The sequence below is a fragment of the Plectonema cf. radiosum LEGE 06105 genome (genome assembly GCF_015207665.1).
GTDB lineage: Bacteria > Cyanobacteriota > Cyanobacteriia > Cyanobacteriales > Nostocaceae > Rivularia > Rivularia radiosa_A.
In genome coordinates, this window is the sequence record NZ_JADEWL010000038.1 from 1 (window position 1) to 12,962 (window position 12,962).

Sequence of the window (12,962 nt, forward strand, 5' to 3'; positions counted from 1 at the left end):
GAAGCTTTAGAAAAATTACGGGCTTTGGAGCATGATGATGTGTATGTGTTTATTGGGGAAAGGGGTCAACGCTTGACTTCTGCTTCCGTACAAAGATTGATTACTAGATTGGGGAAAAACGCAAAACTAACAGTTAAGGTACATCCCCATCAGCTACGCCATGCCTGTGGTTATTTTTTAATTAACAAAGGTGAATCCACCAGGGCTGTACAAGATTTCTTGGGTCACAGGAATATCATGCACACTGAAAGATACACCAAGTACAATGCCAATCGATTTAGAAATATTGATTGGAGTTTTGAAGAGTAAATAAGCGTGCAAGATGTTTTTGGTACAATTGTATTGTAAAGGAGGTGAAATGTATGGTTAAGGTTCAAGATATAGCTGATTACTTTATTTGGTTAGCAAACTATACTGGCTCTTTTATTAGTAATCTCAAGCTGCAAAAGTTGGTTTACTACGCTCAGGCTTGGTATTTGGCGATTCATGATAAGCCTTTGTTTGATGAAGATTTTGAAGCTTGGATACATGGTCCGGTTATTCCAGAACTATACAAGGAATATTGTGGATTCAAATGGAAGCCCATCTTGAAAGAAGTGGAGGAGCCTTTCTTCACTGAAGAAATTAAACAATTTCTTGACGAAGTTACAGATGTGTACTTTGGTCTTGATGCTTACGAACTGGAGCAAATGACACACTCTGAAGCTCCTTGGATTGAAGCTAGGGGTGATTTGCCGACCGATGCTTCTTGTAATGAGATTATTAGTAAGGAGTCAATGAGGGAGTATTTTAAGCCCCGTGTCGAAGAAGAAGATTCCGCAGCCTAAGCGCAATATCCAGTCTCGTGAAGGAATAAAACCTACTTCAATCCCAAAGCGGAAGGGCATCTGCTTTTCTTACAAGTACTTCCAGAGCAATCACGATAAGTTCTCAGTTACCAACAACCAGCCAGAGTACTTAGTAGTATTTCTTGAAAGATTGAGAGATGTTAGTAACTATAGCTTCCAAGAACTTTTGAGTAATCGTAGCAAAGCGTTACGCTGTCACCCGATTGATTGGTCGGATACTACCGAATCGTGTTTTGGCATTCCAAATGAAGATGATTTAGTAGATACGCCTTATCAATTTTCTATATCTTCTAACAAATATGGTAGGGTGCATGGATTTTTTATTGAGGAAGTCTTTTACATTGTTTGGCTTGACCCCAATCACAGATTGTACTCTGGGAAGAAATAGAATTGAAAAAGGCAGGTTAATTGTTTAGTTTTTTAGCAGCATTGCAGAAAATGCGTCATGGCTACTCATCCACCTGGGTACCCAGGTTTTTGAATTGTTCTAACGCTTCTACTGCTCCAACTTCATTTACTAGTCGGATAAAACAGAATGTCAGCGCTTCTAGCAAATCACTTCTATCCATTTCTATTCCTTCATCTGCCAAATCCATCAGCGTTCGGTTAATCTGCCTGCTCAGTTTTTTGGGAATGCGGAAAGTTGTTTGGGTATAGTCGGGATTTTCTCGTTTAGCTAATTTATCTGGTGTTTTTTTGGTAGTTGTGGGTTGTTGGGTTTCTTGCTGTTCAGATGGTTGAGTTTTTGGGTACCCAGATGTCTCACTACTTTCTTGTCCAGTTTTAGATTCTTGAGTAGTTGACTTTTTGGATGATTGGGTTTCTTGCTGTTCGGATGGTTGGGTTGTTGGGTATCCAGATTCCTCATTGCTTTGTGCAGTTTTAGATTCTTGAGTAGCTGACTTTTTGGATGATTGGGTTTTTTGCTGTTCAGATGGTTGGGTTTTTGGGTACCCAGATTTTTGACTACTTTCTTGTGCTGCCCCCAGGGCTTCACTAAATCTGCTCACTCGGGAAGTGCTTGAATTACTTCGCTTTTTATTTCCGCCCAGTCCTGCCATGCTACTTTACCTCCTCTTACCTTATATACAGGAACTCCTGATGTTACTGCATCCTTGTATGCCTTATAAAACCGAATACCCCGGCTAAAAACTGGATACCCCTGACAATAGAGCGCTTCCATTGCTTCTTGTCCGTCTTTTTGTGGCGGTGGTGGAATCATTGTTAACAACACTCGCCAATTAGTTTCCGGTGGCAATGATTTAGCCATCAGCGCCATAGCATCTATGCCTAACAAATCAGGAGGTGTGGGAATAATAAGTAAATCGCATCCCCTAGCCAGTTCTTCCACTTCTGCTCCCGTGGGTCTAGCAGGGGTATCAAAAATTATGAATTCAAACCTCTGCTTACGCATTAATTTTGCAGCTTCCTTTTCTCCGCATACCTGAAACGGTAAATTACCAGGTCTAGCCCAAGTGGTTGCAGACCGATTTTGGTCAGCGTCAATAACTAAAGTTGCACCGTCCTCACTAAATAACGTTGCAAGGCAGATAGCCGAAGTAGTTTTGGACACTCCGCCCTTGAAAGAACTCAGAGAGATGATTGGCATAGCCTCCCCCTCATTAGAAATAGAAGTATCATAACGCACGCTGGTATCTGGATACACATATAATCTGGATGTATGAATGTTTGGGTACCCAGGTATTTAAGTTTATAAGAGGTCGTCGCGTCCAAAACGGGAATTTTGTACGCTAAGAAATTTAGTTAAACTCTCAAATCTTTGTTCAGATTGAGTTATAGCTTAATAGAAAAAAATAAAACTACTAATATGTTTCTCAAATTTGCTATTGATTTCTTCATAGTAACCATGTACTATGTGAAAGTTTATCAGTATTAATTTGTGGAAAATGTGACTTACATTTGGTAAAGCCTAACAACACAGGAGATAACAGGTAAAATCGAAAACGCAAGCAAATACGTAATATAGCCGATGGTAGAGCAACTGATTGGGAAACGGATTCAAATTCCAGGGCAGTTTACTGGTGCTGTAACTGTTGAGCAGTTTGATGTTGTTGATGATACATTACTACTGACGGTTCGCACCAAAGAAGGGGAGTTGCGCGAAGCAATTTTGAGTAATTCTGAACTGTCAGAAATTCTTGCTGCACAACAGCAAACATCAGTTGCGACTGTTGACGGTAATGGATTTTTCTTGTTTGTTGAGTCAGCACGGATAAAAACGGCGTTTGCTTATGACCCGCATTTTGCTGTAAGTCTCAGTGGTGTACGTCCTTTACCCCACCAGATAGAAGCGGTCTACGAGAGAATTTTACCCCAAGTGCGGCTGCGGTTTTTACTTGCTGATGACCCCGGTGCGGGTAAAACAATTATGGCGGGGTTATTGTTAAAGGAATTAAAGTTACGAAATGCTATTGACCGAGTGTTAATTCTTGCACCAGCACCGCTAACGATACAATGGCAGGATGAATTACGAAGTAAGTTTTCGGAAACTTTTGAAGTTGTTAACTCAAATCTGGCGAAAAATCAGTTAGCTGGTAATCCTTGGGAAAGGTTTCGTCAGTGTATTGCTTCGATTGATTTTGCTAAACGCGAAGATATTGCCCCAGGTATTTTACAAGTAGATTGGGATTTGGTAATTATTGATGAAGCGCATAAGTGTTCGGCACGTACCCAAGGGGATGATTTACGCCGGACTGGACGTTATAAAATAGCAGAAGAATTATCAAAAATTACAGAGAGAATTTTATTATTAACGGCTACACCACACCAAGGTGATGTCAATCAGTTCCATAATTTTTTACGGTTACTTGACCCAGAACAATTTATTTCTGATGAAATTAATCCGCAGTTACTAAAATTAGATGATAGTCCTTGGTTTCTGCGACGAATTAAAGAGGAATTAAGAGATTTTCAGGGGCGGAAATTATTTAAAGAGAGAATTGCTAGAACTGTTCCATTTACTCTCTCTGCTGCCGAGCATCATTTGTACGAGCAAATTACTAACTATATTAATACTTATTTAGGTCAAACTAAAGGACGAAAGCAAGCAGCAGTGGCATTAGCTAGGACGGTTTTACAACGACGTTTAGCTAGTAGTTTGAAAGCAATTTTTAATTCTTTAGAAAGACGTAAACAGCGATTTACGCAACTTGTTGAGGAGTTAGATAAACTATCACCTAAAGAACAAAAACAACATTTAATTAATTTGGGTAAATTCGTTGACCCAGAGGTAGAAAGCGATGATTGCGAAGAAGAACAGTTAGAAGAATTAGCAATTGAATCCACAGTTGCAGAGCAAGTAGACCAATTGCGAGAAGAATTACGAGAATTAAATAGATTAGTTAAACTGACTCAACAAGTAATTGATATTGGCACGGAGACTAAGTTAAATCGATTTAAAGAATGTTTGTCAAAGGCTGAATTTGACGAATTACAAGATGGTCGAGGTAAGTTATTAATTTTTACTGAGCATAGAGATACTTTAGAATATCTCAAGAAAAGTTTAAAAGAATGGGGTTATAGTACCTGCGAAATTCATGGGGGAATGAATGTTTTAGCTAGAAAAAATGCTCAGAAGGATTTTCAATTACATAAACAAATTTGTTTGGCAACAGAAGCAGCAGGTGAAGGGATTAATTTGCAATTCTGTCGGTTAATGATTAATTATGACCTTCCTTGGAACCCCAACCGTTTAGAACAACGTATGGGCAGAATTCACCGGATTGGGCAAGAAAATAAGGTTTATATTTTTAATTTTGTGGCGGTGAATACAGTAGAAGGTCGAGTATTAGATAAGTTATTAACCAAGTTAGAAGAAATTCGCGCTGCAATGGGGGATAGGGTTTTTGATGTCATTGGTCAATTATTACAATTAAACGATATTAGATTTGAGGAATTAGTAAGAGAAGCAACTTATACTAAAGCCAATGAAGACGAAGTTTTAGAACAAATAGAACATCTTGACCCTAAACGGTTAGATGCCTTAGAAGAAGCAACTGGTGTGGCTTTAGCAACTTCTCATGTGGATTTAACGCAGATTCGCCGCACTCAAAGTCAAGATTATGTGTCAGAAGAACAGCGTTTAATGCCCCGTTATGTAGAAGAATTCTTTAAACGCGCCTGTGAATTTATGCGAGTAAATTTAGATAACCGTGCGGATGGTTTGTGGCGGGTAAGTTATGTCAAAGAGGAATTTCGCTCGAATAATTTAGAAGCAGTACGCAGGTTAGGAACACCAGATAAAGAATATTTAAAACTGACATTTTATAAAGAGCATTTAGCAGCACCAGTTCACCAAGATGCGGATTTATTATCACCCGGACATCCATTATTTGCAGCAATTATTGAACGTTTGGATATCCAATTGTGGGATAAAATAGCACAAAAATCCGCTGTATTTATCGACGCTGATGCCAAACAACCCTACCGAATTCACTTTTTTGAAGTCCGAGTGGCTGGTGTGGGGCGACAAGGAAAGGATACAGTTCTTAAAGCGCGGTTATGTGCAGTTGCAGAAAAATCTACGGGGGAACTGGCATTAATTTCGCCGGATTGTCTCCATGATTTAGCCCCTGCCCAATCATATCCTGACTTGGCAATTTATCCCCCTACCCCCCAGGAACAACAAAAAGTTGAAAACTGGTTGAAAGTGAAGGTGCAACGTCCTTTAATGGATATGGAAAGGAAGCAACGCCAAAGAGAATTACAAATTCGCCAAGATTATTTACAAAAGGCGATGGAGTCTGCTATTGGGGAAGCCCAACGCACCCAGATGAAGTTAGCAGCCAAGGTTGCTGGAGGTGACGAAACCTACCGCGTAGTCAGGGACAATGCCCAGAACAAGGTACGGTATTTGCAAGAACGATACAAAAATAAACAAAGTGAGTTGGAATATCTTAAAATAATTCGTCCTGGGCGTGTAGCATATTTAGGAACTGCACTAGTACATCACGCACCTGTAGAAGCATCAAACTATCCGGGGATGCAAAATGACCCAGAGGTGGAAGCTTTTGCTATGCAGTATGTGATGGACTACGAACGCCAGCGCGGTTGGGAACCGGAAGATGTGAGCAACAAACGGGATGGTAGTGGTTTTGACATCCGTAGTCTTGGACAAGTAGATGAAGTAACGGGAGTAGCACCCGTGCGGCGAATTGAGGTGAAAGGACGGGCGCAGTGCAACCAGCAAGTTTCCCTGACAATCAATGAGTGGCGAAAAGCACAGCAGCTTAGAGATTCTTACTGGCTATATGTGGTTTGGGGATGTAATACTGATAATCCGCAGTTGTTGATGATACAAAATCCCGCTAAGGTATTGGCGGGGGATGCGAAGGAAATCAAGCAGGTGACGCGGTATATTGTAGAGGCTGAAGCGTTGCAGCGTAATGCTGTAATTTAGTTATTGCGATCGCGCAGCTTAGATTACATAGCACAAAGTAATCCCGGTCTACAACAATTGCTTTACTTTATTTTGTTATGCTTGCATGATGTTTTATGTTTAAACAATCTAAAATCAAATGACCAACGACCGTCGCCTAATTGAAGATTTTATTCCCATTCGTGAAATATCTGCTGAATCTGCCCGCGAGAAATCTATTAGAAAAGGACATATTTCTACACTACATTTATGGTGGGCAAGAAGACCTTTAGTAGCAGCAAGGGCGGCGGTTTTTGCTTCTTTAGTAGCAGCACCAGAATCTTCTCAAAAACGCACAGCTTTAAGTAAGGCGATGATTGATTTGTGCAAGTGGGAAGCGGGAGAAGTTACTATTAATAAAGCCAAAAGACAGATATTAGAAGCACAACGAGAAAGGTTAAATTTACCAGCGAATACACCATTAAATCAAGTACCACCACCGAAGGTTTTAGATATGTTTTCTGGTGGTGGGGCAATTCCTTTAGAAGCGTTACGTTTGGGTTGTGAAACCTACGCTGTTGAGCTTAATCCTGTGGCTCATATTATTGAGCTTTGTACTTTAGTTTATCCACAAAAGTACGGTAAAAAATTAGCAGATGAGGTAGAGAAATGGGGTAATTGGGTAATCGAAAAGGTAAGGGAAGAAATTGGTGATTTATATCCAAATATAGAGAATGCGGAATCAAGAAATGGGGCTGAGGATAAAGCAGAACAAAGCGACGTACAATTAGATTTATTTTCTCAAAATCAATCCAAAAATCAAAAATCAAAAATTGGACTTACACCAGTAGCTTATTTATGGACGCGCACGGTGAAATGTCCTAACCCTGGTTGTGGTGCTGCGGTTCCTTTGGTGCGCCAAACTTGGTTGTGTAAAAAACCTAAAAAATATGTAGCGTTGAAGGTTATTCCCAACCAAGAGACAAAACAAGTTGAGTTTGAAGTAGTAGAAGCAGAAACAGAAAAAGCACTAGGTTTTGACCCATCTTCTGGTAGTTCTCGCGGTAATTCTACTTGTAGGCATTGTGGAACTACTGTTAATAAAGCTTATGTCAAAGAACAGGGTAAGGCTAGTAATATTGGTCAGCAATTAATGGCGATTGTTTGCACTACTCCTGGTGAAAAAGGTAAAACTTATTTATCTGGTAAATCTTACAATTCTTATATTCCTGACGAAGCTGATTTAAAAAATAGATTAGAAAACCTTTGTGCAGAAACAGGTTTAACAATTCCCAATGAACCGATTTTTTCTGCTGATACAAGAGCATTTTTTACTCATCTTTATGGTTTAGATAATTTTGGTAAGTTATTCACATCCCGTCAATTGCTGTCGCTGATGACGTTTGTTAAGTGGGTACGGTTAGCGCATCAGGAGATGTTGCAGCAAGGGTGTGAGGAGGAGTTAGCGAAGGCTATAGGGACTTGTGTAGCTATTACTGCTAGTCGTACAACAGATTACAGTTCAAGTCTTTGTACTTGGAATTATACAGGAGGAAGAGGAAGCAAAAATACGTTTTCTCGCCAAGCACTACCTATGGTTTGGGATTTTGCTGAATCCGCAGCTTTTAATCCTTTGGGAGCAAATTATAAAGCTGGAATAACAGCAATGTCTGCTACATTGCCACTGTATTTTTTTAATAAGTCAGCATCAGTTATTCGTTGTTCTGCAACATCTTTACCAATAGAAGAAAATACATTAGACGCGGTAATTACAGACCCACCATATTTTGATTCTGTCCCCTACGCTGACTTATCAGATTTCTTTTATGTATGGTTAAAACGCTCAATTGGACATCTTTATCCGGAACATTTTTCTAGTCAATTAACTCCCAAGAAAAACGAAGCCATCATGGAACCTTCCCGACATGGGAGAGATAAGAAAAAAGCCGCACAAGCCTATGAAGAAATGATGCATAAAGCATTCTGTGAAGCTAACAGAGTACTAAAAACAAACGGCATGATGGTTGTAGTTTATGCCCATAAAACTACATCAGGTTGGTCAACGTTAATTGATTCTCTCAGACGGGCAAAATTTACCATAACCGAAGCATGGCCCCTTGATACTGAAATGGGGGCACGGTTACGCGGTCAAAATTCAGCCGCACTAGCTTCCAGTATTTTCCTAATTTCCCGCAAACGCACAGATGCCAAAATCGGTGACTACGCAATGGACGTGCGCCCAGAACTTGCAGAAATCGTTCGCGACCGCGTAAAAACCCTGATGGCAGAAGGCGTTACTGGTGCTGATTTAGTCATCGCTTGCATCGGTGCTGGCTTACGCGCCTACACTCAATACGACCGCGTAGAACTTCCCAACGGTGACGAATTAGACGCTAATTCCTTCCTTGACGAAGTACAAAAAGAAGTTTTAGAAGCAGTTTTAACCGACGTGTTACTGTGCGATAAAAAAGGTGTTTCTGCCGTCGATAAACCCACCCAATATTACATTTTGGGACGCTACGAATACGGGGAAGCTATTGTAGAATTTGACGAAGCTAACACCTTAGCCCGTGGTGTTGGTGTAGAACTTGACAGCGCTGGAGGGTTAACGGATGGCAAACTGGGACTGGTAAAGAAAACTAAAAACCAAGTACAATTACGAGACTATACAGAACGCGGTGCGGATGAAGATTTGGGCATTCAAAAAACAGAAAAACAACAACAATTTAATGTCAAACCCCAAGCCCTTGGTACAGCACCAACATTAATAGATATTCTCCATCGCTTGCTGTGGCTGCAAGAAAATAAACCCCAAGAAATTAGCAATTTTTTAACATTATCCCAACCAGATGCTACCCAATTACGTCTCGTTGCTCAAGCTTTAGCTGGACGTGCATTAACACCAGAAGCGGGTGCAGAAATTGTTAATAATAACCGCACCAAAGAACAACAACAAATTGATACCTTGTTAGCTTCTTGGAAACGAGTAATAGAAGATAATTTATTTACTCAAAGTAAGTGATTTATCTAAAGTTCTAATTTGATAGAGGCATCGTATATGATACCTCTATACATTGAATAAGGGTAATAAACTACATAAATTCAATGCAAGTTAGTTTATTTTTTAAGTTTACGAATTTGCTCTACTATATGGTTTTCTATTTCTCTTTTATGGGTACTAGTGGCACTTCGCTGGTAGTTTCTTCCGGCTTCTTGGATAAACTTGCGTTTATCACTTGAAGAACTATTGGGTTTCATACCCGATTTCTTCATTTGTTTTTGTAGTTCAACCCAAGTAGTTTCAGCCGTAGCTTCACCTATTTCTACAAGTGCTTGTGGCAACAATCTTTTTGCTTCCTTATGAATATCATCTTCTGTCTCAAGTGACCTAAGATTAACATTACCAATCTTAATTTTTAAGTCAATTTTACTCATACAATAATTCCTCCTGCAAGAAATTAATCAATGACATTACCGTATTATTATAGAACTTATGTACTAAGTATATCTTTTTATGCAAGTAGTTTTTAATTCATTGTGACCAAAGACTACACATAAGCTAGGGATGGAAAGTAATAATAGAAACAATCCCACGTTAAAACATAAAATCCTATGAGTAGCGCTTATCAAATAAAACCTTGGACACAGATAGTCACTCCCCACGCTGATATTATCAGTGGTAATTTAGATAACGCTACTTACGCAGCCAGTTTGGGTGCAGTGATTCGTCAAGACCCCAAATGTCCAATTGTGTACAGGGATGCGCGTGATTTCTACGCTGCTACGTACTTGACCACAGCATTAAAAAAACTACTCTCAGACGTACTAAAAGGATTACAGGGAGATGCAGGGGATAGGGTATTACAACTCCGCACACCCTTCGGTGGTGGTAAAACTCATTCCCTGATTGGTCTCTACCACATCACCAAAAACCGCGCTTCATTACAAGATATTCCTCAATTAGATACTTTACCCGACCCCGGTAACGTGCGGGTTGCTTATTTTATTGGTTTAGATATTGATGTAAATACAGGTATTCAAGTAGAACCGGACTTAAGAATATTTACACCTTGGGGATATTTAGCATGGCAAATTGGTGGACATGAAGCCTATTCTTTAGTGCAAACCGCAGACCAACAATACATTGCCCCTGGTAACGATATATTAAGGAAAATATTAGGCGACCAAGCCAATTTAATACTTATAGATGAACTACTAATTTATATTGAAAACGCGATGGCGAAACAGGTGGGAGACTCTACCTTTGGTCGTCAAGTTCTTACTTTTATCCAAAAATTAACAGAAGTTGTCCGCGAATCTGACAAAACAGTTTTAGTATATTCCCTACAAGCAAGTGTGGGAGAATCTTTTGGGAATGAAGGCTTATTAAGCGCTTTAGATAAATTAGTTAGTCGCATTGACGCTAAAAAAGAACCTGTTTCCGGTGATGAAGTCATGCGGGTTGTGCAACGGCGTTTATTTAGCAATATTGGCGACACAACTATTATCCAAGAAATTGCCAAACAACAAGCAGAATTATTCCGCAAGTTCCGCGAAAGTTATGCAGAAACTAACCGAGAAAAACAGCAAGTACAACAAGAAGCCGATTTATTAGCAGAAAGAATTTTATCAAGTTATCCGTTTCATCCCGACTTAATCGATTTAATGTATCATCGTTGGGGTAGTCTTCCTAGCTATCAACGTACTCGCGGTGCTTTGCAATTTCTAGCATCCATAACTTACGCATTATGGCAAGGACAAGATAATTCTTGGTTAATTACTCCCGCTAATATCCCCTTTGAAAACGACGTTACAAGGAGTTCTTTTTTCACTCAAGTAGGGGAAAGAGATGCTTATAATGCAGTATTAGGCGCAGACTTAACTGGTCGGAAAGGTAAAGCAAAAATAGTAGATAATCGCATCGCTAATGATGCACCAGCACTGGCGCATTTAAAAGTAGGAACTCGGTTAGCTTCAGCAATTTTAATGTATTCCTTTGGAGCAAGAAGCGGGGAAGATAGGGGTGTTTTGGAACAAGATATTACAGCAGCTTGTTTAGCACCAGGATTAGACCGTACCACCATCACAGCAGCTTTAAGTGACCTGCGAGAACAATTACTTTACCTGCATTATGTCGGTCGCCGTTATCGGTTTGAAACCAAACCCAATCTTAACAAGTTAATTGCTGATGAAGAAAGCAAAGTTGGTGGTGATGAAGTATTACAAAAAATCCGCGATGAATTAAGTAAGACTTTAGGAATATCATCCAGAAACGGAGAGGTAAATAATAGAGGTAAAGTTGTATTGTGGGCTAAAGATGCAACGGCAATTACAGATAAAATATCGCAATTTAGTATCGCTTATCTTGACCCCAGTTGGGCAGAAAAAAGCCAGGAATTAATCTTAGCTGATACTTTAGATTGGTTAGAAAATCGCGGTAACGATAAACGGGAATATAAAAATGCAATAGCTTTTGTAGTTCCTAATAAAGTTCAAATGGATAAAGCACGCAAAGGTGCTAGAACCGCATTGGCTATAACTTCGCTGATTGACCAAAAAAACAAGTATAAATTTTCCTCAGAAGACTTAGAAGAACTAACTGGTAAAATTAAAGATTCCACCAGCGAAATTGGTGCAGCAATTCGCCGTCTTTATGATTATATCTTGTTGCCATTACCAGATACAAGTTCCAACCCAATACGGTTAGAGAATATAGATTTACAATCACAGTTAAATACCAGTCAAAATTTACAAGAAAGAGTACTAGATGCGCTCAAAAATCACGTTTTTGATTCAATTACTCCTGCTAAATTAATGCGCTTATCTGGTTTAGAAAATCCAGAAAATGAATATATCACAGCGGAAGAATTAGTCAGTTACTTCTTCCGCTTTCCTAATTTTCCCAAAATGTTAGGTGTAGATGGAATTAAAAAAGCGATTCTCAAAGCAATCGAACAAGGTATGATTGGTTATGTACCATCGATGACAATAAGTAGCAGCACACCCATAGTAGAAAATCCCAGTTTAATCAGCTATGAGAAAGTAATTCCTGCCGATGAATTAGACCTTGCTGGTTATCTTTTATCTCCAAATTTAGTGAATAAATTGCGTTCCCTCGCATCTGAAAATGAAGTAGAAACAACTTCAAATGAAGAGGAAGATAATACTAATAATACTGACGGTGAAGATGATAGTTCGGGTGGCTTTGATAGCACCACATCAAAAACAGTTGAGACAGTCCCAGAAGAGAAAAAGACCGTTGAATATAAATCAGAAACAAGTAGTATCGAACGCACAATTTTAACTGATATTATTAACGGTAAACAACCTGCACATTACTACAAATTGACTTCCGTTACCGATAAATCAAAAATCTTTGAACTATTTCAGATGTTACAGACATTATCAGATAAAGCAGAGAGAATGACTATCAAAATAGAAGTACAAGCGCACACACAAGATAAATTTGATCCAACTTGGATACGTAATGCTATTGAAGAACCACTTGATGAAATGGATATTCAAGCATCTACACGTTTGGAATAAATGGGCGTAAAGCGAAGCTGCTACGAGTCACTATACCACGGATGAAAGCTTTGTGTGGGTAGAAGCATAAGCTTGCCAAAAAGGCAATATTATGGTTTCATTTACAGTAATACTTTCAGGCGTGGCGACTCATGACACGCTCGCTAGTTTTACCTCAATCTGAGTAAAATAGAAGTACATAAATTTGATAA

Annotated in this window: 9 protein-coding genes; 6 read left to right on the forward strand and 3 right to left on the reverse strand. The window is 39.3% G+C overall.

Annotation, left to right across the window (positions count from 1 at the left end; all coding sequences use genetic code 11):
* The 3 genes from IQ247_RS13360 to IQ247_RS13370 all read left to right on the forward strand — a co-directional run.
* On the forward strand, window positions 1-309 hold a 309-nt coding region (locus IQ247_RS13360; protein WP_193920713.1), incomplete at its 5' end, for a tyrosine-type recombinase/integrase.
* 53 nt (window positions 310-362) lie between these two features.
* Window positions 363-827, forward strand: a complete 465-nt coding sequence (locus IQ247_RS13365; RefSeq protein WP_193920715.1) for a Panacea domain-containing protein — start codon at window positions 363-365, stop codon at window positions 825-827.
* Complete coding sequence (locus IQ247_RS13370; RefSeq protein ID WP_228059720.1) at window positions 799-1,236, forward strand: hypothetical protein; 438 nt, start codon at window positions 799-801, stop codon at window positions 1,234-1,236. Before IQ247_RS13365 ends, IQ247_RS13370 begins: the two co-directional genes overlap by 29 nt.
* 61 nt (window positions 1,237-1,297) lie before the next feature.
* On the opposite strand, the gene IQ247_RS13375 is transcribed toward IQ247_RS13370, so the two are convergent.
* Together IQ247_RS13375 and IQ247_RS13380 are read right to left on the reverse strand one after the other, a co-directional pair.
* Window positions 1,298-1,858: a hypothetical protein gene (locus tag IQ247_RS13375; protein WP_193920717.1), complete on the reverse strand. Its 561-nt coding sequence runs from the start codon at window positions 1,856-1,858 to the stop codon at window positions 1,298-1,300.
* Window positions 1,855-2,457, reverse strand: coding sequence for a ParA family protein (locus IQ247_RS13380; protein ID WP_193920719.1), 603 nt, complete (start codon window positions 2,455-2,457; stop codon window positions 1,855-1,857). Before IQ247_RS13380 ends, IQ247_RS13375 begins: the two co-directional genes overlap by 4 nt.
* 381 nt (window positions 2,458-2,838) lie before the next feature.
* On the opposite strand from IQ247_RS13380, the gene IQ247_RS13385 reads away from it, so the two are divergent.
* Together IQ247_RS13385 and IQ247_RS13390 are read left to right on the forward strand one after the other, a co-directional pair.
* Window positions 2,839-6,267, forward strand: a complete 3,429-nt coding sequence (locus tag IQ247_RS13385; RefSeq protein WP_193920721.1) for a helicase-related protein — start codon at window positions 2,839-2,841, stop codon at window positions 6,265-6,267.
* A gap of 118 nt (window positions 6,268-6,385) precedes the next feature.
* Window positions 6,386-9,247, forward strand: a complete 2,862-nt coding sequence (locus IQ247_RS13390; RefSeq protein WP_193920723.1) for a DUF1156 domain-containing protein — start codon at window positions 6,386-6,388, stop codon at window positions 9,245-9,247.
* A gap of 95 nt (window positions 9,248-9,342) precedes the next feature.
* Here IQ247_RS13390 and IQ247_RS13395 read toward each other — a convergent pair whose 3' ends face one another.
* A complete protein-coding gene (locus IQ247_RS13395; RefSeq protein WP_193920726.1) occupies window positions 9,343-9,660 on the reverse strand; it encodes a hypothetical protein in 318 nt (105 codons plus the stop codon).
* Between the two features lie 177 nt (window positions 9,661-9,837).
* On the opposite strand from IQ247_RS13395, the gene IQ247_RS13400 reads away from it, so the two are divergent.
* Window positions 9,838-12,771: an ATP-binding protein gene (locus IQ247_RS13400; RefSeq protein WP_193920728.1), complete on the forward strand. Its 2,934-nt coding sequence runs from the start codon at window positions 9,838-9,840 to the stop codon at window positions 12,769-12,771.
* Window positions 12,772-12,962: the final 191 nt, after the last annotated feature.